Below are 23,090 nucleotides of genomic sequence, written 5' to 3' on the forward strand. Positions count from 1 at the left end.
TCACTCCTCTGCACTCGTTTCTCCAGGCCGCCCCGCGTCCGCCCAACCTGAACGCGCACCCCCAGCGGCCTGTGACGCCTGCCCGGGAAAGTCAGGAACGTTAACTCGATCACACTCGTGAACGGTACGTGACGACTTAACTAATTTCTAACGAAACTTTTCCGGAAAGCTAGTGAAGGCTTAACAAAACCCCCGGGTTGGGCCAGTAGGATGCCCCGACCCCGACACTCGGACCCCCGTCGGTACGCATCCCACCATGCGGCCCTACCGAGTGTCAGCCGGCATCGCTGGACCCCGACGGATCGGGTTTCTTCAGCGATGCCAGCGCGGCCTGCAGCGACATGAGCGTCGCGGCCGACATGGGTTTGGCCTTCCGTACCGGTGCTGCCACCGGGTTCGGGATCGTCGTCTTGACGACGAATTCGGCCGCGTCCAGTCCGATGGATCGGGCTGCGTCGAGCAGTTCCGGAGCCGCGAGCCGCAACTTGGCCCGCCACACCGGAGCATCGACGACAAACACGAGCCTGCCGCGTTCGAAGTTGGCCAGCCGCGCATGCGCGGCGAGCGAAGGCGGCAGGTAGGGGCGTAACCGACGGTCCAATCCTTCCAGCCACAGCGCTCGGCGGATCGGGTTGTTGCCAGCGGGATCTTCGAGCAAGGCATCCATGGCGATGCGCGGCGTCGAGGACTTCCGCGGCGGCGACTTCGGCTTGGGCTTGTAATCAGACATCGGACACATGACCTATCAATCCATCGTAAACAACACGCGCGCCAGGCTGGACCATCTGTTCCAGCAGGCCGGCCGGATCGGCGCCCGCCGTCCCGCCCTCGCCATGGCGCTGCTGCTCGGCACCGGCGTCGCGGTCGGTGCCGGCGCCGGCCTCGCCGACAACCGCATGCTACGCGCCGAACTGGCCCAGCAGCACGCGCAGATCGCCGCCACCAAGCTCGACGCGCAACGCGAGATCAACGCCCTGGCCGCGCGCATGGGCGAACTGCAGGCCGAGGCCAACCGCCTCAACGCGCTCGGCGAACGCCTGACCCGCATCGGCCAGCTGCAGGACGGCGAATTCGATTTCGACAAGCCGGTCGGCGTCGGTGGCGCGGGCCCGGTCCGCGACATGGCCAAGCCCGAGCTCAACGCCGGCATGGACAAGCTCGCCAGCCAGTTCAAGGCCTCCGGCGAACAGCTCTCGGTGCTCGAGTCGCTGCTGTTCAACCGCCAGATCGATATGAACGCGGTGCCTTCGCGCGCTCCGATCGCCAACAGCTACATCACCTCCGGCTTCGGCGGCCGCGCCGATCCGTTCAACGGCGGCGCCGCCTTCCACAAGGGCATCGATTTCGAAGCCGACGTCGGCGACCCGGTGCTGGCCGTGGCCGACGGCGTGGTCAGCTACTCGGGCGTGCGCTCGGGCTACGGCAACGTGGTCGAGATCGATCACGGCAACGGCTACGTGACCCGCTACGCGCACAACTCGCGCCTGCTGATGAAGGTCGGCGAACTGGCGCGCGCGGGCCAGGAGATCGCCAAGGCCGGCTCCAGCGGCCGTTCCACTGGCGCCCACGTGCATTTCGAAGTCTGGGAAAGCGGCCGCGTGGTCAATCCGGTCAAGTTCCTCAATCAGCAGTCGCCGCTTAAGGGGTGAAACGGGGCGCTCGCGAGCCACTGGCTCGCGCCCCGTTGAACGACCGCCGCACCGCGGCGGGCCGGGGTCGCAGTTCCAAGCTCGCCGGCCAGCCGGCGACCCGACGCACCCAAACGCCGTAAAAGCAGCAGCGGGCTAGAACGACCGCCGCACTGCGGCGGGCTGGGTGAAGCGGGCTTGCTTGCGAGCCACTGGCTCGCAGCCCGTTGAACGACCGCCGCACTGCGGCGGGCCGGAAGCACACTCCCAATTTCGCCGGCCAGCCGGCGACCCGACGCACCCAAACGCCGGAAAAAGCCGCAGCGGGCTAGAACGACCGCCGCACCGCGGCGGGCCGGGCGCACACTCCCAATCTCGCGGCCAGCCGGCGACCTGACGCACCCAAACGCGGCAAACGCAGCAGCGGGCTAGAACGACCGCCGCCAGCAGCGCGTCACGGCCACGATCCCAAGCTGATCAGCAGCCGGCTGCCCTAGCCGTAAGCCGCCAAGCAAGCGACCTCAACGCCCCGCCGTCCGGATACCCCAAGCCCCAAACTGTGGAATCGGGCAAAGTCCCACATTCGATCGGCGCACATCCCCCTTGATACCGTTCAGCACGCCCCCCACGCTAGAATGCGTGTGGCCAAAGACCAGGCTCGATCCGATCGGGGGCGCACGGCGCCCCTGATTTCGTTTTGCTGATTTCGTTTGGGGACACCGAAGCGAACGGATCGAGCCGGTTGTCTGGATTCCCTGGGAACTTGCCGGCGCAGACGCGCTCTTAAGCGTCCCGCCTGTGCAATCCCCGTTCGCTTTACACGGACCCGTTCATGCTCAACAGCTTGCTTACCCGCGTTTTCGGCAGCCGCAACGATCGCCTGCTGCGTCAACTGCAACGATCCGTCGTCAAGATCAATGCGCTCGAGCCGGAGATGGAAAAACTCTCCGACGCGCAGCTGCAGGCCAAGACCCCGGAGTTCCAGCAGCGCATCGCCGACGGCGAGTCGCTCGACAAGCTGCTGCCGGAGGCGTTCGCGGTCTGCCGCGAAGCGTCCAAGCGCGTGCTCGGCATGCGTCACTACGACGTGCAGCTGATCGGCGGCATGGTCCTGCACCTGGGCAAGATCGCCGAGATGCGCACCGGCGAAGGCAAGACCCTGGTCGGTACGCTGCCGGTGTATCTCAACGCGCTCGAATCCAAGGGCGTCCACGTGGTCACGGTCAACGACTACCTGGCGCGTCGCGACTCGGCGTGGATGGGCAAGCTGTACAACTGGCTGGGCCTGAGCGTCGGCGTGGTCTATCCGGGCATGCAGCACAGCGACAAGCATGCCGCCTATGCCAGCGACATCACCTACGGCACCAACAACGAATTCGGCTTCGACTACCTGCGCGACAACATGGCGCTGTCGAAGGACGACCGCTTCCAGCGCGGTCTGCATTACGCGATCGTCGACGAAGTCGACTCGATCCTGATCGACGAAGCGCGCACCCCGCTGATCATTTCCGGCCCGGCCGACGAGTCGCCGGAGCTGTACATCAAGGTCAACCGCATCGTTCCCTCGCTGACCCGCCAGGAAAAGGAAGACGGCGACGGCGATTACTGGGTCGACGAGAAGGGCAAGCAGGTCTATCTGTCGGAAGCCGGCCAGGAACACGCCGAGGAACTGCTGCGCAAGGCCGGCATCCTGTCGGAAGACGACGATTCGCTGTACGCCGGCCACAACATCTCGGTGGTCCATCACCTCAACGCGGCGCTGCGCGCGCATGCGATCTATCAGCGCGATGTCGATTACATCGTGCGCGACGGCGAAGTGGTGATCGTCGACGAATTCACCGGCCGCACCCTGCAGGGTCGCCGCTGGTCCGACGGCCTGCATCAGGCGGTCGAAGCGAAGGAAGGCGTGCCGGTCCAGCGCGAGAACCAGACGCTGGCCTCGATCACCTTCCAGAACCTGTTCCGCATGTACAAGAAGCTGTCCGGCATGACCGGCACGGCCGATACCGAAGCCTACGAATTCCAGAGCATCTATGGCCTGGAAGTGATCGTGATCCCGACCAACCGGCCGATGCAGCGCAAGGATCACTCCGACCAGGTGTTCCTCAACCGCCCGGGCAAGTACCGCGCGGTGCTCGGCGAGATCAAGGCCGCGCACGAACGCGGGCAGCCGGTGCTGGTCGGCACGACCTCGATCGAAGTGTCGGAGATGCTCAGCCAGCAGCTCACCGAGGCCGGCGTCGCGCACGAAGTGCTCAACGCCAAGCAGCACGAGCGCGAGGCGAACATCATCGCCCAGGCCGGTCGTCCGGGCGCGATCACCATCGCCACCAACATGGCCGGCCGCGGCACCGACATCGTGCTCGGCGGTTCGCTGGAAAGCGAACTGGCCGAACTGGCCGCGCAGAACAACGGCGAGCCGGTCGACGAAGTCACCCACCAGCGCCTGAAGGCGGCATGGCAGGAACGTCACGACGCGGTCAAGGCGTCCGGCGGTCTGCACATCGTCGGCACCGAGCGCCACGAATCGCGCCGCATCGACAATCAGCTGCGCGGTCGTGCCGGCCGTCAGGGCGACCCGGGCTCCTCGCGCTTCTATCTGTCGCTCGAAGACAACCTGATGCGCATCTTCGCGGCCGACTGGGTGCAGCGAGTGATGGCGCGCATGGGCCTGAAGGAAGACGACATCATCGAAAGCCCGCTGGTGACCAAGCAGATCGCCAACGCGCAGCGCAAGGTCGAGGCGCATAACTTCGACATCCGCAAGAACCTGCTCGATTTCGACGACGTCAACAACGATCAGCGCAAGGTGATCTACGGCCAGCGCGACGAATTGCTGGAAGCCGAAAGCGTCAACGAGAACGTCGAGGGCATCCGCGCCGACGTGGTCGCCGACATGGTCCAGCGCCACGTGCCGGCCAATTCGGTCGACGAGCAGTGGGACCTGCCGGGCCTGGAGGCGACCATCGCTCAGGAGTTCAACGTGCAGGTGCCGCTGGTCGAGATGGCGAGCAAGGCCGAGGAGCTCGACGCCGAGTCGATCGCCGCCAAGGTCCAGGACGCCGTCGCCGAGCATTTCGCCGCGCGCGAGGTCCAGCTCGGCAGCGAAACCATGCGCATGCTCGAAAAGCACATCATGCTCAACGTGCTCGACCAGAACTGGAAGGAGCATCTGGCGCGCATGGACTACCTGCGCCAGGGCATCCACCTGCGCGGTTATGCGCAAAAGCAGCCCAAGCAGGAATACAAGAAGGAAGCCTTCGAGTTGTTCTCGGAGATGCTCGACAAGGTCAAGCGCGAGGTGGTGACCCTGCTGGCGCGCGTGCGCATCCAGAGCGAAGAGGAAGTCGCCGCGCTGGAAGCCCAGGAACGCGCCCAGGCCGAGGCGCAGTTGCAGCAGATGCAGTTCCAGCATGCGAGCGCCGGCGGTTTCGGCGCCGACGAGGAAGCCGCGGAAGTGTCCGAGGAAGCCTTCGCCAATGTCGGCCGCAACGACGCCTGCCCGTGCGGCAGCGGCAAGAAGTACAAGCATTGCCATGGGCAGTTGGGCTGAGGAAACCGGGAGTCGGGAATCGGGAGTCGGGAATGGCAAGGCGAAAGCCGAGTCGGTCCCGACGGATAACGCGGCCGCGGCCACCGAATCCCGAATCGCGAGTCCCAAATCCCGGGTAGTGCATGTCGTCGCGGGCGTGATCCGCGACGCGCGCGGGCGCATCCTGCTCGCGCGCCGCACCGAAGGGCGCGATCTGGCCGGGCTGTGGGAGTTTCCCGGCGGCAAGTGCGAGCCCGGCGAGACGCCGCAGGCGGCGTTGTCGCGCGAGCTGCATGAAGAACTCGGCATCGAGGCCGAGGTGGGCGCGCAGATCATCTGCGTGCCGCAGGCCTATTCCGACAAGCGACTGATTCTGGACGTGCGCGAGATCCGCGCCTGGCGCGGCAGCGCGCGCGGCCTCGAAGGCCAGGCTCTGGCCTGGGTGCCGTCGCACAAGCTCGCCAGCTATGCGATGCCGCCGGCCGATCGGCCGGTGGTAGCGGCATTGGGGCAGCCCGAGCACTACCTGGTCACGCCCGAGCCCGGCGACAGCGACGATGCGTGGCTGGCGGCGCTGTCGCGTTCGCTGGCCGCCGGTGTGCGGCGCGTGCAGCTGCGCGCGCCGGGTATGGTCGAAGATCGCTGGCAGGGTCTGGCGGCCGCGGCGGTCAAGCGTTGCCGTGCTGCGAAGGCCGAGGTGCTGATCAACGGCGATATCGCGTTGGCCCAGCGCCTGGGTGTCGGCCTGCATCTGCGCGCCGCGCAACTGCGCGATTTGCGCGAACGTCCCGTCGCCGCGGAACTGCCGCTGGCCGCGTCCTGCCACGATGCCGACGAGTTGCGCGCGGCGCAGCAACTGGGCTGCGATTTCGTCGTGGTCGGTTCGATCAAGCCCACGCCGAGCCACCCGAGCGTGCTGGGGATCGGCTGGGAGGCCTTCGCGGCATTGCGCGAGTCGGTTTCGCTGCCGATCTATGCGATCGGCGGATTGGGGCCTGAGGATCTGGGCGAGGCTCGCCGGCACGGAGCGCAGGGTATCGCGGCGATCCGGAGTCTGTGGGCGAACGCCTGAGTCGGGCCGGGTAGGGCGCGATCCGGGATCGGAGCGCATCGGGCTTCAAGACGGTTTTGCTGGATCGTCAAAGCGCCGAAGGCTGCGTCGTGAAGTTCTTGCCGGAGCGTCTTGAGGCCTTGTTGGTACCGGCCCGATCCACTCGCATCCTAGGCCCGCGGACTTGCCGCCAATGCGCGATAGCGCCGATCCAGCGCCTCGACTTGAGCCTGCAGCGCCTCTAGCGCCCCGTCGTTGACGATCACATCGTCGGCGATCGCCAGCCGCGCCTCGCGCGTGGCCTGTGCGTCGATCATGCGCTGGGCCAGCTCGGCATCGATGCCGTCGCGACGCATAACCCGTGCCTGCTGCACCGCCACCGGCACGTCGACCACCAGACAGCGATCCAGCCACGGATAAGCCTCGCGTCCGCCGCCCTCGGCCAGCAGCGGGATCGCCGCGATCGCATACGCGCCGGCCGCGGCCGCGCATTGCTCGCGCAGCATGGCGCGCACCAGTGGATGGACGATGGCTTCCAGACGTTTGCGCGCGGCCGGGTCGGCGAACACGATCCGGCGCATTGCGGCGCGATCGAGCGCGCCTTGCGGGTCCAGGATGTCGCTGCCGAACGCCGCGACCACCTGGGCCAGGCCCTCGCTGCCGCCGGCGACCGCGGCGCGCGCGGCCAGATCGGCATCGGCGACGACAATGCCGAGCGTTTCGAAACGACGGGTGACCTCGCTCTTGCCCGAGGCGACACCGCCGGTGACGCCGACGCAGAATCCCGCCATGGCTCAGCCGAGCCCGGAAAACCGCAGGTAAGCCTGAAGCAGGGATTCGCCCCAGAAAAACACGATCCAGCCGGCGATGGCGAGATACGGTCCGAATGGAATCGGGATGCCCATGTCGCGGCCTTTCACCGCCAGCCAGATCGAACCGATCACCGCGCCGACCAGGGACGACATCAGGATCGCCGGCAGCACGCCCTTGAGCCCGACCCAGGCGCCGATCGCCGCGAGCAACTTGAAGTCGCCCTGGCCCATGCCTTCCTGCGGGTCCTTGACCCGTCGCACGACCACTTGGTACTGCTTGTAGATCCAGTTGACCAGCCACAGGCTCATGTACCCGGCGATCGCGCCGAGCACCGCCGGTTTGACCTGGAAATACAGGTTGTCGCTGGCGGCGATGATGCCCAGCCACATCAGTGGCAGGGTCAGGCTGTCCGGCAACAGCTGCGTGCGCAGGTCGATGCCCGACAGGATGATCAGGAAGCTGGTGAACACCATCGCGCCGAACCCCTGCCAGCCGAAGCCGAAGCGGGCCACGCAGGCGACCATCAGCAGCATGGTCAGCAGTTCGACCGCAGGGTATTGGATCGAGATCGGCGCCTTGCAGTGGCGGCACTTGCCGCCCAGCACCAGATAGCTGAATACCGGGATGTTCTCGTACCAGGACAACTGGTGCTTGCAGTGCGGGCAGTGCGAGCGTTCGACCGCGATCCCTGGCGGTGGCGGATCGTAGATCTCCGGCAGATCAAGCGCGTCGCGCGCGTCCTTCTTCCACTCCCACTCCAGCCGCTTGGGCAGACGCAGGATCACCACGTTGTAGAAGCTGCCGAGCAACAAGCCGAGACCGGCCGCGAGCGGATACCCGAGGCCGGGGTTCTGATCTAGAAATGCCATTGGATGAGAATACTTCGCCGATCAGATGGTCGCAGCAAGTTTGAAGATCGGCAGATACATGGCGATGACCATGCCGCCGACGATGACGCCGAGGATGACCATGATCAACGGCTCCAGCAGGCTCGACAGCGCGTCGACCGCGTTGTTGACTTCCTGTTCGTAGAACTCGGCGACCTTGACCAGCATGGTGTCGAGCGCGCCGGCCTCTTCGCCGATCGCGGTCATCTGCACCACCATGTGCGGGAACAGATTGACCTGCTTCATCGCCATGTTGACCTGATAGCCGACCGAGACGTCGTCGCGGATGCGGTAGACCGCCTTTTCGTAGACCACGTTGCCGGTCGCGCCGGCGACGGTATCGAGCGCTTCGACCAGCGGCACGCCGGCGCGGAAGGTCACCGCCAGGGTGCGGGCGAAACGGGCGATCGCGGCGTTGTGCAGGATCTGCCCGACGACCGGAATCTTGAGCATGGCCCGGTCGAGGAAGTGGGCGAAGGCCGGCGAGCGGTTCTTGGCCATGATGAAGGCGACCACCGCGCCGATCACCAGCGCCAGCACCGCCCACCACCACTTGATCATGAAGTCGCTCATGCCGATCACCATCAAGGTGAAGGCCGGCAGGTCGGCGCCGAAGCTCTTGAAGGTGGCCTGGAACTGCGGGACCACGAAGATCAGCAGGATGGCGCTGACCAGGATCGCCACGGCCACGACCGTGGCCGGGTAGAACAGCGCCTTCTTGATCTTGCCCTTGAGGGTTTCGATGTTTTCCTTGTAGTTCGCGACCGTGTCGAGCACGGTCTCGAGCACGCCGGCCGATTCGCCGGCCTTGACCAGGTTGCGGTAGAGCTCGTCGAACTGGACCGGGTGCTTGGACATGGCCTCGTGCAGGGACGAGCCGCTTTCCAGGTCGGCGCGAACAGTATTCAGCAGCTTCTTCATGCGCGGGTTCTTGTGCCCTTCGCCGATGATCTCCAGCGAGGTCACGATCGGCACGCCCGACTTCATCATCGTCGCGATCTGACGGCTGAAGATGGCGATTTCACCGGGGGTGATCCGCTTGCCGGCGGCGCCGAACAGCGGCTTGCCCTTGGGCTTGACCACGGTCGGGGTAATGCCCTGGCGACGCAGTTCGGCGCGCAGCATGTTGGCGTTCTTGGCCGCCTGCTCGCCCTTCATGGTGATGCCGCGCTTGTCGGTGCCTTGCCAGACGAAGACGTCCAGGGGATTGGCGCGGCGTACCGAGGCGGGGGTTTTGGTGGCGGATCGAGTCGCGGACATGGGTTAGTCCTTGGTTACGCGGTTGATTTCGGCCAGGCCGGTGACGCCGTTCATCACCTTGATCAGCGCGGAGCGACGCAGATCGGGCACGCCCGATCGGATCGCGGCGGCGGCGATCTGCATCGCATTGCCGCCTTCGAGCACGATGGCCTGGATTTCGTCGGTCATGGGCATGACCTGATAGATGCCGGTACGTCCCTTGTAGCCTTCGGTGCAGTCCGGACATCCGACCGGCTCGTACAACTTGAATCCCGACGCGATCTCCTCGTGGGTGAACCCCTCGGCGAGCAGCGCGTGTTCGGGCAGATGCACTTCGCGCTTGCAGTCGTGCAGACGGCGGGCGAGGCGCTGTGCGATCACCAGGGTGACCGACGAGGTGATGTTGTACGGCGCCACGCCCATGTTCATCAGGCGGGCGATGGTCTGCGGCGCGTCGTTGGTGTGCAGGGTCGACAGCACCATGTGGCCGGTCTGGGCGGCCTTGATCGCGATCTCGGCGGTCTCGAGGTCGCGGATTTCGCCGACCATGATCACGTCCGGATCCTGGCGCAGGAAGCTGCGCAGTGCGGCGGCGAACGTCATGCCGCGCTTGACGTTCATCTGCACCTGATTGATGCCCGGCACGCGGATTTCGACCGGGTCCTCGACCGTGGAGATGTTGCGTTGTTCGTCGTTGAGGATGTTCAGCGCGGTGTACAGCGACACGGTCTTGCCCGAGCCGGTCGGGCCGGTGACCAGCACCATGCCGTAAGGCTTGACCACCGCGTTGACGAACAATTCCTTCTGATAGTCCTCGTAACCGAGCTTCTCGATGCCGAGCCGGGCCGCGCTGCCGTCGAGGATACGCAGCACGATCTTCTCGCCGAACAGGGTCGGCAAGGTGCTCATGCGGAAGTCGATCTGCTTGGTCTTGGACAGGTTGAGCTTGATGCGCCCGTCCTGCGGCACCCGCTTCTCGGCGATGTCGAGCTGCGCCATGACCTTCAGGCGCGCGGCGATGCGCGGGTGCAGCTTGTTGGGCACCTTGGCGACCTGCTTGAGCAGGCCGTCGATGCGCAGGCGCACCCGGTAGTCGGTTTCGTAGGGTTCGAAATGGATGTCGGACGCGCCGCGACGGATCGCGTCGACCAGCACCTTGTTGATGAACTTGACCACCGGGGTGTCGTCGCCCTTGGCGTCGATACCGGTGTCGCTGGTGGCGCTGAGGTCGTCGTCCTTGCCGATCTCCAGGTTGTCCAGGCCCTCGCCGTCGCCGACCGCGTCGCCGAGCGCGTCGGAGGTCTCCAGCCAGCGGTCCAAGGTGCGGCGGATCAGTTCCTCATCGACCAGGATCGCCTCGACCGCGGCATTGGTCTGGAACTTGATCTCGTCCAGGGCCTTGGTGTTGGTCGGATCGGCCAGGCCGATGAACAGCTTGTTGCCGCGCTTGAACAGCGGCAAGGCGTTGTGCTTGCGGATCAACTCTTCGCTGATGGCGCGGATCGGGGCCTGGCCCGGGTCCATGGTGCTCGGGTCGAACAGCGGCACGCCGAACTCGATCGAGTTGGCGGCGGCAAGCTGGGCCGAGGTGGCCAGGCGGTGTTCGGCCAGATAGGAGGCCAGCGGCTTGCGTTCGGCGCTGGCGGCGGCCATGGCTTCGCGCGCCTTGACCTCGTCCAGAGCCCCATCCATGACCAAACGCCGGGCAATGCCGGTGATTCCCACCAAGTTGGCGGTCGCGACAGTGGACATTACATCCCTCAGTTTTCCCCACCCTGACTTTACCTCAATCTCAGCTCTTGGCGAGCTGACCGCTGTCGCTATTCCGCGGATGGGCGGTGTCGACTGCGTTGAGGACAGGCTATTCTGCGCTCCCGGGGAGGTGGCATGCACGTATCAATTGTTTTACCGGCCAAGAACGAGTCGGAGGGGCTCCGGCGCACATTGCCGGCATTGCGTCAGGCATTTCCGTCGGCCGAGGTCATCGTGGTCGACGACGGCTCGACCGACGACACCGCTGCGATCGCGGCCGAACTGGGCGCCCGCGTGCTCTCGTCGCCGTACTCGATGGGCAATGGCGCGGCGATCAAGCGCGGTGCGCGAGCGGCCTCGGGCGAGGTCATCGTGTTCATGGATGCCGATGGCCAGCACGACCCGGCCCATATTTCCCTGCTGCTGGAACGGCTCGACCATGGCTACGACATGGCCGTGGGCGCCCGCAACGCGGGCGGTCAGGCCAGCGTCGGCCGCGGCGCGGCCAATGCGCTCTATAACCGGCTGGCCAGCTGGATGACCGGGCACAAGGTCCAGGACCTGACCTCGGGCTTCCGCGCCGTGCGCGCATCCAAGTTCCGCGAGTTCCTGCATCTGTTGCCGAACGGTTTCAGCTACCCCACGACCAGCACGATGGCGTTCTTTCGCAGCGCCTATCCGGTGACCTACGTGCCGATCGAGGTCTCTCGCCGGGTCGGTACCAACAGCCATATCCGTCCCCTGCGCGACGGTGTGCGTTTTTTGTTGATCATCTTCAAGATCGCCACGTTGTATTCGCCGCTCAAGCTGTTCGCGCCGACCGCGGTCGGCTTTGCGTTGCTGGGGTTTGGGCATTACGCGTGGACGTTCGCGACCGAGGGGCGATTCACCAATATGAGCGCATTGATGCTCAGCGCGGCGGTGATCGTGTTTCTGATCGGTCTGGTATCCGAGCAGATCACCGGCTTGACCTACCTGCATGGGCGGGATGCCGGGATTGATCCGGACGAGAAGCCGGAATGGCGCTAGGCGCGGGCAACGGCGGACTGCGTGACCGTTTCAGGGGCTATTCCGGCGCGCGCCCCGATGTCGTTCGACTGCTTCCCGCCGAGGCGCGGCGCGTGCTGGACGTGGGATGCGGCGCGGGCATGACCGCGACGCTGATCCGAGAACGTTGCCCCGAGGCGCATGTAATCGGCCTTGAGCCGTCCCAGGAACTCGCAGCCCACGCGGCAAAGCAAGTCGACGAAATCATCGTTGGCCGGGTCGACGACGATTCCGTCCTTGGTGCTCTCGCGGCCCAGGCGCCTTTCGACGTGATCATCTGCGCCGATGTGCTTGAGCACTTGGCCGAACCGTTGCCGGTGTTGCAGGCCCTGGTTGGACGGTTGTCGCCCGGCGGCTGCTTGATCACCAGCATCCCCAACGTACGGCACCTTTCCACGTTCATTGCATTGGGTTTGCTTGGAACTTGGCCGGCGCGCGATCGCGGCATCCACGATCGCACCCATCTGCGATTTTTCGCGCGACGCGACATCCTGCGGCTGGGCGCCGAGGCTGGATTGAAACCGAGTTGCGAGCGGCGCAACGTCCGACTGATCGAGTCCAAGGCGTGGACCCTTGTGCTGGCCAAGCTCATGGATTTCTGGCCCATGCGCGGCTTTGTCACCTTCCAGTATCTGCACCGGTGGACGCGGACTGTCGACGAACGTGGCGCCTGACCGAAAAACATGGTGGCGGTTGGTGGCGGGTTATGTGCTGGCCTTGTTGGTCCTGGCTTGTGCAATTCACTACCTGGGAGTGCAAAGCGACCGCTTCGCCTCTGCCTTGGGCGCTCTTTCCATCGAGAGGGTGGTGTTTGCGCTGCTGTTGTTCGCGTTGACGCTGGCCATCAATGCAACAGCGTTCGTATTCGCGAACCGCGCCTTCGGCATCGCGGCTGGCGGCCTTGCCTTGTATGGCGCGTGGTTGGCGACCTTGCTGGCGAAGTACGTTCCAGTCGGTATCGGCCATGTACTGGGCCGTGGATTTGTACTGTCGAGTTACGGCGTGTCTTCGCGCGCGACCGTAGTCGTCGGCCTGCTGGAGCAAGTAGTTTCGCTGGGACTTTGCGTCGCGATCGCCTTGTTGGCGTTCGCATGCCGAAGTGACGCGGCGATGCCGGGTTGGCTCTTGCTCAGCTTGGTCATCGTGATGGCGGTCGGCGCTGTCATTGTGCTGCGCAAGTATGCAGCGGTGAAGGCGGGGGCTTTGCTTGCATCGTTGGCAGGCTATGCGGCCGCAATGCTGCCGTATTGCGGCGCTTACTTGGTTCTGGTCGATCCGGCAGAGCCTGTTCGCTTCGTCCAGGCATTGTTCGCCGGGACGGTCGCTGGCGTGCTGGCGATATTGGTTCCTGGTGGGGTAGGTATTCGTGAGTCGGTTACGGCTGCGTTATCTGGTGGCGAAAACGCCGAGACGGTATTGGCCGGTGTGGTGGCGGCCAGGGCTTTGATCCTCGCGTCCGAAGTTCTGGCTTCGATCTTCGGTCACTGGTGTTTACGGCGAGCACGCGCGGCATATGAGAATTGAACGGCTAATCGTCGCGGGCTTGCGTGCTTCCGGGTCGGGCTATCCGAATGCCGATCAAACGCTGAAATTGTTGAGCGACGATGGCCAGGTCGCTGTTTGTGATCTGGGAAAGCCGCTTCCGCCCGATCTGCATCTGTGGACGTTGCGCACGCTGCCCACGCGTAAGAAGATGCTTGCTTTGGTCAAGTTGGGTTTGGGCAATCTGCTCAGCCTGATTCGCGTGATCGGCGCCACGCGTAGCCGGAAAGACCCGGTATATGTTCCGTACCCGAGTCTTTTCTTCATGTGGCTGGCATCATGGATGCCTGCCTCGATACGGCCGCATTGCATCGTCGATGCCTATATCTCGGTATGGGACACGATGTTCAGAGATCGTAGCCGTGCCCTGGAGCGTTCGCTTGCATCGCGCTGGGTCAAGCGCATTGAAGCGCGGGCCTTGCGCGCCGCCACGCTGGTTCTTGTCGACACGCAGGCTAATCGAGCCTGCCTGATTGACGACTTTGGACTCGACCCCGAGCGTGTGCGTTCGTTGCCTCTGGCCATTGATGAAGACGTCTTTCTGGTGGTGCCATCGCGCCCAGCGGCGAACGGTGACGATGTCGTGCGCGTGTTGTTCGTGGGCACTCTGATTCCATTGCACGGCGTTTCCGTCATCCTCGCCGCGACGCGGCAATTGCTGGACGATCCATCGCGGCGTGACCGGTTTCACTTTCGCTTTATCGGCGATGGGCAGCTAGGCTCTTTGCTGGAAGAGTTCGTAGCTCACCATGATGCTCGCCACGTGAGTTGGGTGCGCGAGTGGCACCCACTTCAGGCCATCGCAAGCGAGATTGAAGGTTCTGACATTTGCCTGGGCGTATTCGGCGGCGCGGGCAAGGCGGCCCGGGTGCTCCCGTTCAAGCTCTATATGTATATGGCCGCGGGTCGAGCGATCATCAGCCAGACTGCGATGTCGTTGCCGGCCAATGCGCCGATGCCGCCCGTCGTGCTTGTCGAGCCGACTGACGAAGCTGCATTGGTCGATGCACTGACTGCACTGGCCACGGATCGGGAGCGTCGCCATCGTTTGGCGGAAGACGGACGAGCCTACTATCTAAATTGGCTCAGCGGCGAACGTGTGCTCGATGCTTGGCGACAGAATCTTTCGTAGTGAAATTGTCCTGCGAGTGCCGGGCGACGACCTATGGCGGGGTTTTCCGCAAGGTGCACTGCGGCTTTACGGATCGCCAGCCGGCGTGCGCATCTGGTCGATGAGTTTGCGAGCCTGATCGGCCTGCCTGCGCGCAGATACATCGCTTGCGCGCAGGTTTCGCTGCACCTCATCCAGCGTCTTCGTGGCTGCGGAAAGATCGCCGCTCTTGGCGTACGCCTTGGACAGGAATATGCCAACGTCCGCCGTCTTTCCCGATTGCCAGGCGATCGTCGCCTGATGGATCGCCGCATCCCATTGTTTCGCTCGGTTATGAACGATCGCGGTGAGGAAGCGGAACTGTTGCTTCGGCAGAGCGGTTTCGGGTTGCGACATGGCTATTCGCAGTTGGCGCTCCATGGATGCAGCGATGGCCGCATCGGTCAGTGGCGCACAGCCACCGTTGCGATTGGACTGGAACAAGACGTTGAATGCCTGGAGTTCGCCGACGGTGATCTTGGCTTGCGCATCGGCCAATGTTTTCTCGAAGTAGTCGATTGGCACGCCGCGGGAGGAGACGCAATTCACCGTGGCCAAGTCGATCTTGGCTTGAAAACGGTGGCGAGGACGGTCTCCCGAGGCGATATGGCTAAGTATCGCAATACTGTCGTCTGTCATGCCGGCGTTGAGTTCGCGCATGGCCTTGGTCTGGCTGGCGCGCAGCGAATCGGGGTGATGTTTCAGGGCCAGGTCGACGATCGCATCCTTGTCCCTCCACACCGCAGCCCGTCCCCATGTGAGCCATCCCGAGGTCAGTGTCAGAGCGACCGCCGCGGCGACAATGATTCGGCGCGCCATCCGCGCCTCGCTCCGGGCCGCGATCGCAACCGCGCTGAATACGGCGAGAAACAATCCGATCGACGGCAGATAGTTGCGATGCTCGTAGTAAAGCTCCAGCGGCAGAATTGTGGACTCGATGCAGTGCGAAAGCAGGAAAAACAGCCAGCCAGCGACCAGGCTCGGCCAGCGCTTGCGCAACGCTATCGCGGCGCCGGTGATAGCAGCCAGGGCTGCGATGCTGACGACGGTGGTATGCGGGGAAAACAGACCGGTCGAAGCCCTGAAATCGTCGGTGTACAGGCTCATCTCGGCGGTGCGCGGCAGCAGTAACTGGCCGAGGTAGTCCATGACTACGCGCGATTGAGTCAGCAGTCGTTGCCCCGGGCCGAAGTCCAGGACCGCGTAACCGCCGAGCGGGCGCTCGGGGAAAAAGATAAAGGTCGCTGCGACCAGAAGCGCGGGAATCGCGAGAAACAGTGCGTAGAACGCGGTGAGAATGCGCCTGCTTCGGTCATCTCGGCGATGATAGGCCAGCTCGAATACCGCGCATAAGGCCGGGGTGACGGCCGCGTTTTCCTTGCTCAGCAGTCCGGCCACGAGTAGCGCAGGGAACCAGAAAAACAGTTTAATCGTCGCGGCTTTTACATCGCCGGACGACAGTTGTTGCCGAGCGTCCAGGTAAACCAGGATCGGGCCCAACGTGAACAAGGTGCTGAGCTGTGCCATGCGCTGCACCGCGTATAAAACCGTGCTGGCGTGCAATGGGTGCAACAGCCACACAGACGCGATTGCGACCGCGACCACGTCCGCGTGCGCGGACAGGCGAGAATCGAGGGCAAGCACACGTCGCATCACCTGCCACACGAGCCAGCCACAGGCCAGGTGCGTCAGCAGGTTTCCAAGTTTGAATGTGAACGGGTCGTTGCCGAGCGGGCCGGAGGTGAGCAGAAAACTGGCCATCGAAACGGGTCGGCCGAGCGCTCCGGAATAGTTGCCGAACACGGCTTCGTGCCAGGACACACGACCATGCGCCCATTGCTGTACAGGGCCCAGGTTGGCCAGATCATCCAGCAGGAATGGGCCGTCGAGACCAGCCCAGTACACGATGACCGTGATGACCAGACTTGCGATCATCAAGTGTTTGGCTTGCATCGTCATTGTATTCTCAATCGGCCAGTCGGGAGCCTGCGCCCTAGTAAGGCTCAGGGCTGATTGAGTAGGGCGCGGGTCTTCTCAAGCTCACCTTGGCCGACTTTGTCGTACGGCCCCATGCGCTCATTCAAGATCGCAACGAGTTGCTCCGCTTCCAAGCGCATCTTGCGAACGGCGTAGATCCGCGACAGCAGGGCGCCCACCGGCAGATTTCCGCTGGCGTTCCAGGCCAGTTCGGCTTGCTTTTGCGCCTCTTCTATACGGCCATTGCGCAGCAGCACTTCCGCCGCAAGAAATCGCGTCAGCCATTTCGAACGCGACTTGTCCGACTGGAGACTAGCTTTGTCGATCAACGCAGTCAGACCGTCGGCGATCTCCGAGTCAGTAAGCTGGCCGCAGCCGCCCCTGTCCTTGCTGACTCGGGCCAGCAAGCGCAAGGGAGAGACTTCGACCGGACTCAAGCTCGGGCTTGCCTCATGGATGACGCGTTGCAGGTCGGCCTTAGGTACGTCCATGCCCTGGATGCAGTCGAGCGTGAGCCAGCTCAGGCGCCCAACCATGCGACTGCGGCGGTTTTTACTCGACAGCAGGTCGGCGAATGCATCATAGGCTCCGGTGATATTGCCTTGACGCTGGGAGATGTTCGCCCGGGCCAGTTGCGCGCGCCGCGAGTCGGGGTGGTGCTTGAGACTCTGTTCGAGAATCCGGCCTTCGGCCTGCCAAACGTTGGCGCGACCGCCGGTGGCGAATGCCAGGGAAGCGATGAATCCACCAGCGACCAGCAGGCCCAGCTGCCTCGGCGTGAATACATTGACTGGCAGCTCTTTGGGTGCCAGCGCGACCAGGCCGACCAATGCAAGGATCAGGCCGAATCCGGGCAGGTAGTTGCGATGTTCGAAGTAGAGTTCGAGCGGGAAGATGCTCGACTCCATTAGGTGGGCGACCAGAAAGAAGAACCAGCCGGCGAAGAAACTGGGAGCCCGCTTGCGCAGCATTACCGCAGCGGCGCTGATCAGCAGCAACGCCAGGATGCTGAGCGAGGTGGTCGCTGGATCAAACAAGCCGCGTGATGGGACGAAGTCGTCCGTGTACAGCCCCATCAGTGGCGTACGCGGAATCAGCATGGTTCCGATGTAGTCCATCAGCGCGCGCGATTGCGACAACAAGCGCTCGACCAAGGTGAAATCGCGCTCGCTGTAGCCGCTGAAAAAGCGATCTGGACGCAGCATCATGCCGACCATGCCCAACACGCCTGGCAACAGCAGGAAGACGCCGAAGAACACTTGGCGGATGCGTTTGTGTTCCGTGGCGCCCAGGAAATACGCCAGTTCTATCACCAGGCACAATGCTGGGGCGACCGCTGCATTTTCTTTGCTGAGAAGCCCGGCCAGCACCGAGAGGGGAAACAGCGCAAACAGGCCGAATAGTGCTCTGCCGGTACGTTCTTGCGCCAACTGCTCACGAGCGAGCAGATAGACCCACAGCGAGACAAGCACGAAAAAAGAGCTGAGTTGAGCCATGCGCTGCACCGAATACAGCACGGTGCTCACATGGATCGGATGCAGCAGCCAAATCGCCGTCACGACAGTTGCCAGCAGATCGGCCCGATCCTTGAGCCGATCGTCCTGGGCCAGCAGGCGGCGCATCACTTGCCAGCCCACCAGGCCGCAAAGCAAGTGGACAATCAGGTTGCCAAGCTTGTAGGCATAGGGCGTATGGCCACCGAGCTCCGCGCTGAGCAGGAAGCTCGCCATCGATAGTGGCCGCCCTAACACCCCGGACTGATTCCCGAACATCACCGTCTGCCAGGTTATATCGCCCGTCAGCCAGGATTGAACAGGGTTCAGATTCGGAGCATCGTCAAACATGAAGGGGCCCGAGAGCCCCGTCCAGTAGACGAGCACGGTCAATGCGAGTGCAGCGAGCAAGGCAATACGAGCCGACATGAAGAGCCTGTCCTTAAAGCAATTGACGGGAACTATACGGGGCTCTTCGGTTTTGCAGACGGCTGCTTGGACGCTGTGTGATGGTCTTCGCTAATCCGGAGGCGGACGCTATGCCTACCTGCACTCTGCCGGCACCAGGGTCAGATCAGTCCCGCCCGGAACGCTGCAATCCCATTCGAGGGAGCCGGCGGTCGAGGTCGGACGCAAAGTGAACACGACCGAAGAATTTGGCGTCGAGGTGGTTGCGGTGATCACGCCGCGCGCTCCGATATCGATATCGGCGCAATAGGACGAAGCGGCGAAGCTGTAGCCGGTGTTGGTCGCATTGACCAAGCTGAGCGACCCCCGATCCTGGGCGGTTTCCGATACCGACAGTTTGGCCGAAGCGGCCACGTTGAGGCACTCGCTGTTCTTGGCCCGGGCGACATAGTCCAGGTAGGCCGGCAAAGCGATGCTGATAAGAATGCCGATGATCGCGATCACGATCATCAGCTCGATCAATGTGAAGCCCGATTGGCGTTTCATGCGGATACCCCTTTGAAATCATTGCTCGAACTACAAGCCTAGGAGGCGGACCGTCAGGGGGGTGATCCGGTTTGCGGGCGACTGTGTTTGCGAGGAGCCTGTTTTAAGAGAAACCCCGGCATGCCGGGGTTTCTGGTACAGCACTGTGGTCTGCATGATTCGGGCCGGGTGCGATAAACGCACCCGAGCCGAATGATGGCGACTATCAGCTCAACTTACGGACGGCATTCGGCCGGGATCTGCGAAGCCTTGCCGGTGCCGCGGCATTCCCATTCCAGGCGGCCAGCGGCCGAGGTCGGGGTCAGGGTAAACACGGACGCGGTGGCCGCACCGGTGTTCTGGGTGGTCGCGGTGATCACGCCGTTCGCGCCGATCTCGACGTCCTGGCAGTAGGACGATTCGTCGAAGCTGTAGCCGGCGTCGGCATCGCTGTTGACGGCGGTCAGGGTGCCGCGATCCTGAGCGGTTTCCGAAACGGCGAGCTTGGCGCCGGCGGAGACGTTGATGCACTCAGCGTTCTTGGTACGGATCGTGTAGTCCTGGTACGCCGGCAGAGCGATGGCGATCAGGATGCCGAGGATCGCGATGACGATCATCAGTTCGATGAGGGTAAAGCCTTGCTGCTTCTTCATGGTGTATCCCCTAGGAGTGGTGATGGAGTTGCTTCACGTGCCAACAGGCTCGGTTATTCGATCCTTCGGCATGCCGTGCATGCTGCACGTGCATGTATGTAGTACGCACAAGTTGTGCCAACTCTGGGGCGTGCAGGCCGTGGAGTGAAATTGCCAATGCAGTCACGCATCAAGGGCTTGGGAGCAATGGCGGAGTGACGCTTAGCGGCAGTCCATGGGGCGGGTGGGTGACCAAAAATGTCATGTTGGATGGGATGGGTCTGAAAGCGTGACGGATATCAATAAACGCCCGCGAGCAGTTCTCGCGACGTTTACCCGGCCGAGCGTCTGGATGCGCACGGTGGCTGTCGACTAGCCGCGGCGTCATTGGGTCTGTAATGCGGCGGGTCGACGTATGCGCATTGGGCAATAGCGCAAAGGAAGGCGGGCGGCCTCGCACTCGTGCCTGGCGATCCCGGAATGGACGCGAGGCCGGTCTGCTGCGTGATGAGGTCGTCGGCGGCTCAGTGCGCCGCTCTGACAGGATATTCGGAAGCCTGCAGGCCGCTCGATCGAGGCGTGCATGGCCAGGTCTGGGGCTGAAGCGTCCGCCGCGTATGGCGGCGCGCGCCCTGTCATGCGGTTCGGCGAACGCGCAATGCTGGCTGTTGAGATACGCGAGCCGTTCGGGTCGCATTGACACCGGCATTCTGCCGGCGGTCCGGAAGCGCATCGGCGGCGCGTTTGTGGGCCCGACTGCTAACGAGCCGGCTGCAAAAGAAAACGCCAGCTCTTGCGAGCCGGCGTTTTCGGTCAAACTGTTCGAACGTGTTGCTTCAGGTTCTCGGGCTCAATGGAATCCCGACCTGGAATCCTGCATTCATCAGCCGCGGCATTCGCCCGGGATCTGCGACTTCTTGGCGCCGGCGGTCTCGGTGCAAACCCAGTCGACACGGCCGTCCTCGAGTTTCGGCTCAAGCTGGAACTTGGCTTCGACATCGGCACCGGTGTCCCGTGCTTCAGTGGTGATCAGGCCTTTCGCGCCGACGGCGACGCTCGCGCAATATTTGCTGGCCGTGAAGCCGTAACCGGCGTCATCGTCGCTGTTGACGGCTCCCAGGCTGCCTCGATCCTGGGCGGTTTCACCCACGGCAAGCTTGGCGGCGGCGGCGACGTTCAGGCACTCGGCGTTCTTGGTGCGGATGGAGTAGTCCTGGTACGCCGGCAGGGCGATGGCGATCAAAATGCCGAGGATCGCGATGACGATCATCAGTTCGATCAGGGTGAAGCCTTTTTGCTTGTTCATGGTGAGCCCCTAGGAGAGTGGATTATTTCTCGTGCCTCTAGGCACTGCTGCCGAATATTCAGCAGGCTGATGTGCTTCTGGCTCCCGGGGTCACGCATGACCCGTGCCAAGATAATGTGATGTGGTATTTATGATTATTTTTTACACGAAATAAATGATTAATATGTGTGCTTGTTTTAATGCCACTGGGTTGCGGAATGTTCAGGAGGTTCAGTGTGCCTGTGTATTAATTTTTATTATTTATAAGGCACAAAAAATACTTGTGTAATGACCTGCAGTGGCAAGGCGCATCGGCGTGGCTGCGGTGAGGGAAGTTGCCGCCATCAATGGCGCGCCCTGGATGATCTGGGCAAGCGAGGAGATAGTCGGCGCGGCCAGCGGTAATCGCGGACATGTGCTGAAAGTGAGGCGGTTACGAACGCCGCGTCGAGGCTATTGCGGGAGGGGGCGGGGGTGCTCAGGGGTCAGCCGGTGCGGTTCGCACCAGTCCTGTAGCGTGGTTGCCGGGTGCTCGTGAGAGTAGTCGTCGGTCTGGGCGCGGACGTCGCCAAAACCGCTGACGACTACTTGGATGCGACTCATGTCCTTTGCACCCGGCCCAACGAAAAACGCCAGCTCTCGGTGAGCTGGCGTTTTTCGTCGGCGTGCTGTTTCGATCAAGCCACCCGCGAGCTCAATCGATCCCAAGCTTCTTGAGCTTGTAGCGTAGCGCGCGGAAGGTGATGCCCAGGGCCGCGGCGGTGCGGGTCTTGTTGTAACGGTTTTCCTGCAGCGCCTGCTGGATCGCGGCGCGCTCGATTTCCTCGATGTACGAGGGCAGGGCGCTGGTCGCGGTGTCGCGGGGGTTGAGGGTGCGCGGGTCGACGGCGCCGGGTTGCGGCGCCGGGTTGCCGGGCTGGACCGCGTGGGCCGGCAGCGGTGGCGGCTGGGTCGACAGGCGCGGCAGGCGCAGGTCGCTGGCGTTGAGGACTTCGCCTTCGGCCAGGGCCAGGGCGCGTTCGAGGATGTTTTCCAGTTCGCGCACGTTGCCCGGGAAGCCGTAGGCGCGCAGCGCTTCGAGCGCGTCCTCGCCCAGGCGCGGCACCGGCCGGCCCTGGTTGCCGGCGAGCCGGTGCAGGATCTTCGAGGCCAGGCCGGGCAGGTCGTCGAGCCGTTCGCGCATCGGCGGCACGCGCAGCTCGATGACGTTGATGCGGTAATAAAGGTCCTGGCGGAAGCGGCCGTCGGCGACCAGCGCGGCGAGGTCCTTGTGGGTCGCCGAGAGGATGCGCACGTCGACCACCAGTTCGGCTTGCGCGCCGACCGGGCGGATCGACTTTTCCTGGATCGCGCGCAGCAGTTTGACCTGCATCGGCAGCGGCAGCTCGGCGACTTCGTCGAGGAACAAGGTGCCGCCGTCGGCGGCCTGGAACAGGCCGGGCTTGTCGGCGTGGGCGCCGGTGAAGCTGCCTTTCTTATGGCCGAAGAATTCGCTTTCCATCAGCTCGGCCGGGATCGCGCCGCAGTTGACCGGCACGAACGGGCCGTCGGCGCGGCCGCCTTCGGAGTGAATGGTGCGCGCGACCAGTTCCTTGCCGACGCCGGACTCGCCGGCGATGTACACCGGCGCCTGGCTGCGCGCGACCTTTCCGATGGTCTGGCGCAACTTGATCATCGCCGGCGACTCGCCGTACAGGCGCGAACCGACCGCTTCGCTGGCGCTGCGGCGGGTGTCGTTGAGTTCGAGCGCGTGCCGCACCAGATCGCGCAGCACCGCCAGGTCGACGGGCTTGGCGACGAAATCGAAGGCGCCGGCCTTGAGTGCGTCGACCGCGGCTTCGACGTTGCCGAAGGCGGTGATCATCGCCACCGGCGTGTTCGGATACTTCTGGCTGATCTCGGCGATCAGGTCCATGCCCGAGCCGTCGGGCAGACGCATGTCGGTCAGGCACAAGTCGTAACTGTTGCGCAGCAGCTGGCTGCGAGCCTCGCCGAGGCCCGACGCGGTGTCGCAACGCAGGCCCATCCGGCCCAAGGTCATGACGAGCAGCTCGCGAATATCGCGCTCGTCGTCGACTACCAATGCACTACGTGTTTCAGCCATTGCGCCCTCCATCGCCCACGATAGC

At 63.7% G+C, this 23,090-nt stretch carries 18 protein-coding genes; 7 read left to right on the forward strand and 11 right to left on the reverse strand.

The genetic code is table 11. The annotated features are described in order from the left end of the window. Window positions 1–274: 274 nt before the first annotated feature. Window positions 275–730 carry a DciA family protein gene (locus AC3A4T_RS11730; protein WP_096415560.1) on the reverse strand — a complete coding sequence of 152 codons (456 nt, stop codon included), beginning with the start codon at window positions 728–730 and terminating at the stop codon, window positions 275–277. A gap of 7 nt (window positions 731–737) precedes the next feature. Here AC3A4T_RS11730 and AC3A4T_RS11735 point away from each other — a divergent pair, with 7 nt between their 5' ends. The 3 genes from AC3A4T_RS11735 (at window position 738) to AC3A4T_RS11745 (ending at window position 6,232) form a co-directional block, all read left to right on the forward strand. Next, window positions 738–1,649, forward strand: coding sequence for a peptidoglycan DD-metalloendopeptidase family protein (locus AC3A4T_RS11735; protein WP_487675538.1), 912 nt, complete (start codon window positions 738–740; stop codon window positions 1,647–1,649). 811 nt (window positions 1,650–2,460) lie between these two features. Next, window positions 2,461–5,181, forward strand: a complete 2,721-nt coding sequence (gene secA / locus AC3A4T_RS11740) for a preprotein translocase subunit SecA (RefSeq protein ID WP_487675539.1) — start codon at window positions 2,461–2,463, stop codon at window positions 5,179–5,181. Then, window positions 5,108–6,232, forward strand: a complete 1,125-nt coding sequence (locus tag AC3A4T_RS11745; RefSeq protein ID WP_487675540.1) for a Nudix family hydrolase — start codon at window positions 5,108–5,110, stop codon at window positions 6,230–6,232. Before secA ends, AC3A4T_RS11745 begins: the two co-directional genes overlap by 74 nt. A gap of 149 nt (window positions 6,233–6,381) precedes the next feature. On the opposite strand, the gene coaE is transcribed toward AC3A4T_RS11745, so the two are convergent. From coaE to pilB, 4 genes are read right to left on the reverse strand one after another with little or no spacing between them, the layout of a single operon-like run. Beyond that, the gene (gene coaE, locus AC3A4T_RS11750) at window positions 6,382–7,002 is read right to left on the reverse strand and encodes a dephospho-CoA kinase (protein ID WP_487675541.1); all 621 of its coding nucleotides are present in this window, start codon (window positions 7,000–7,002) and stop codon (window positions 6,382–6,384) included. 3 nt (window positions 7,003–7,005) lie between these two features. Next, window positions 7,006–7,893 carry a prepilin peptidase gene (locus tag AC3A4T_RS11755; RefSeq protein WP_487675542.1) on the reverse strand — a complete coding sequence of 296 codons (888 nt, stop codon included), beginning with the start codon at window positions 7,891–7,893 and terminating at the stop codon, window positions 7,006–7,008. Between the two features lie 21 nt (window positions 7,894–7,914). Continuing rightward, entirely contained in the window at window positions 7,915–9,171 is a 1,257-nt protein-coding gene (locus AC3A4T_RS11760) for a type II secretion system F family protein (protein ID WP_487675543.1), read from the reverse strand. Between the two features lie 3 nt (window positions 9,172–9,174). Next, window positions 9,175–10,902: a type IV-A pilus assembly ATPase PilB gene (pilB, locus tag AC3A4T_RS11765; RefSeq protein ID WP_487675544.1), complete on the reverse strand. Its 1,728-nt coding sequence runs from the start codon at window positions 10,900–10,902 to the stop codon at window positions 9,175–9,177. A 135-nt stretch (window positions 10,903–11,037) separates the two neighbouring features. Between pilB and AC3A4T_RS11770 the strand changes: the two genes are divergently transcribed. The 4 genes from AC3A4T_RS11770 to AC3A4T_RS11785 are packed head-to-tail and all read left to right on the forward strand — an operon-like array spanning window position 11,038 to window position 14,623. Then, on the forward strand, window positions 11,038–11,931 hold the full coding sequence (locus tag AC3A4T_RS11770) for a glycosyltransferase family 2 protein (protein WP_487675545.1): 894 nt from the start codon (window positions 11,038–11,040) through the stop codon (window positions 11,929–11,931). Next, window positions 11,922–12,623, forward strand: a complete 702-nt coding sequence (locus AC3A4T_RS11775; protein ID WP_487675546.1) for a class I SAM-dependent methyltransferase — start codon at window positions 11,922–11,924, stop codon at window positions 12,621–12,623. The genes AC3A4T_RS11770 and AC3A4T_RS11775 overlap by 10 nt, the downstream gene beginning before the upstream one ends. 22 nt (window positions 12,624–12,645) lie before the next feature. Continuing rightward, window positions 12,646–13,473, forward strand: coding sequence for a hypothetical protein (locus AC3A4T_RS11780; RefSeq protein ID WP_487675547.1), 828 nt, complete (start codon window positions 12,646–12,648; stop codon window positions 13,471–13,473). Continuing rightward, a complete protein-coding gene (locus AC3A4T_RS11785) occupies window positions 13,463–14,623 on the forward strand; it encodes a glycosyltransferase (RefSeq protein WP_487675548.1) in 1,161 nt (386 codons plus the stop codon). Before AC3A4T_RS11780 ends, AC3A4T_RS11785 begins: the two co-directional genes overlap by 11 nt. A gap of 66 nt (window positions 14,624–14,689) precedes the next feature. On the opposite strand, the gene AC3A4T_RS11790 is transcribed toward AC3A4T_RS11785, so the two are convergent. The 6 genes from AC3A4T_RS11790 to AC3A4T_RS11815 form a co-directional block, all read right to left on the reverse strand. Further along, window positions 14,690–16,600 carry a hypothetical protein gene (locus tag AC3A4T_RS11790; RefSeq protein WP_487675549.1) on the reverse strand — a complete coding sequence of 637 codons (1,911 nt, stop codon included), beginning with the start codon at window positions 16,598–16,600 and terminating at the stop codon, window positions 14,690–14,692. Window positions 16,601–16,644: 44 nt separating this feature from the next. Next, entirely contained in the window at window positions 16,645–18,540 is a 1,896-nt protein-coding gene (locus tag AC3A4T_RS11795) for a hypothetical protein (RefSeq protein WP_487675550.1), read from the reverse strand. Window positions 18,541–18,654: 114 nt separating this feature from the next. Next, window positions 18,655–19,065 (reverse strand): pilin, encoded by a 411-nt coding sequence (locus AC3A4T_RS11800; RefSeq protein WP_487675551.1) that lies wholly within the window; start codon window positions 19,063–19,065, stop codon window positions 18,655–18,657. A gap of 215 nt (window positions 19,066–19,280) precedes the next feature. Further along, window positions 19,281–19,697, reverse strand: coding sequence for a pilin (locus AC3A4T_RS11805; protein ID WP_487675552.1), 417 nt, complete (start codon window positions 19,695–19,697; stop codon window positions 19,281–19,283). A gap of 862 nt (window positions 19,698–20,559) precedes the next feature. Beyond that, window positions 20,560–20,982, reverse strand: a complete 423-nt coding sequence (locus tag AC3A4T_RS11810; RefSeq protein ID WP_487675553.1) for a pilin — start codon at window positions 20,980–20,982, stop codon at window positions 20,560–20,562. Window positions 20,983–21,655: 673 nt separating this feature from the next. Next, on the reverse strand, window positions 21,656–23,065 hold the full coding sequence (locus tag AC3A4T_RS11815) for a sigma-54-dependent transcriptional regulator (RefSeq protein WP_487675554.1): 1,410 nt from the start codon (window positions 23,063–23,065) through the stop codon (window positions 21,656–21,658). Window positions 23,066–23,090 lie beyond the last annotated feature (25 nt).

Source organism: Lysobacter sp. Soil_N_51 (assembly GCF_057655755.1).

Excerpts from the sequence above, each read along its gene's own strand:
- AC3A4T_RS11730 (WP_096415560.1), bottom strand. The coding sequence starts at position 730 with ATGTCTGATTACAAGCCCAAGCCGAAGTCGCCGCCGCGGAAGTCCTCG.
- AC3A4T_RS11735 (WP_487675538.1), top strand. The coding sequence starts at position 738 with ATGACCTATCAATCCATCGTAAACAACACGCGCGCCAGGCTGGACCAT.
- secA (WP_487675539.1), top strand. The coding sequence starts at position 2,461 with ATGCTCAACAGCTTGCTTACCCGCGTTTTCGGCAGCCGCAACGATCGC.
- AC3A4T_RS11745 (WP_487675540.1), top strand. The coding sequence starts at position 5,108 with ATGTCGGCCGCAACGACGCCTGCCCGTGCGGCAGCGGCAAGAAGTACA.
- coaE (WP_487675541.1), bottom strand. The coding sequence starts at position 7,002 with ATGGCGGGATTCTGCGTCGGCGTCACCGGCGGTGTCGCCTCGGGCAAG.
- AC3A4T_RS11755 (WP_487675542.1), bottom strand. The coding sequence starts at position 7,893 with ATGGCATTTCTAGATCAGAACCCCGGCCTCGGGTATCCGCTCGCGGCC.
- AC3A4T_RS11760 (WP_487675543.1), bottom strand. The coding sequence starts at position 9,171 with ATGTCCGCGACTCGATCCGCCACCAAAACCCCCGCCTCGGTACGCCGC.
- pilB (WP_487675544.1), bottom strand. The coding sequence starts at position 10,902 with ATGTCCACTGTCGCGACCGCCAACTTGGTGGGAATCACCGGCATTGCC.
- AC3A4T_RS11770 (WP_487675545.1), top strand. The coding sequence starts at position 11,038 with ATGCACGTATCAATTGTTTTACCGGCCAAGAACGAGTCGGAGGGGCTC.
- AC3A4T_RS11775 (WP_487675546.1), top strand. The coding sequence starts at position 11,922 with ATGGCGCTAGGCGCGGGCAACGGCGGACTGCGTGACCGTTTCAGGGGC.
- AC3A4T_RS11785 (WP_487675548.1), top strand. The coding sequence starts at position 13,463 with ATGAGAATTGAACGGCTAATCGTCGCGGGCTTGCGTGCTTCCGGGTCG.
- AC3A4T_RS11790 (WP_487675549.1), bottom strand. The coding sequence starts at position 16,600 with ATGACGATGCAAGCCAAACACTTGATGATCGCAAGTCTGGTCATCACG.
- AC3A4T_RS11795 (WP_487675550.1), bottom strand. The coding sequence starts at position 18,540 with ATGTCGGCTCGTATTGCCTTGCTCGCTGCACTCGCATTGACCGTGCTC.
- AC3A4T_RS11800 (WP_487675551.1), bottom strand. The coding sequence starts at position 19,065 with ATGAAACGCCAATCGGGCTTCACATTGATCGAGCTGATGATCGTGATC.
- AC3A4T_RS11805 (WP_487675552.1), bottom strand. The coding sequence starts at position 19,697 with ATGAAGAAGCAGCAAGGCTTTACCCTCATCGAACTGATGATCGTCATC.
- AC3A4T_RS11810 (WP_487675553.1), bottom strand. The coding sequence starts at position 20,982 with ATGAACAAGCAAAAAGGCTTCACCCTGATCGAACTGATGATCGTCATC.
- AC3A4T_RS11815 (WP_487675554.1), bottom strand. The coding sequence starts at position 23,065 with ATGGCTGAAACACGTAGTGCATTGGTAGTCGACGACGAGCGCGATATT.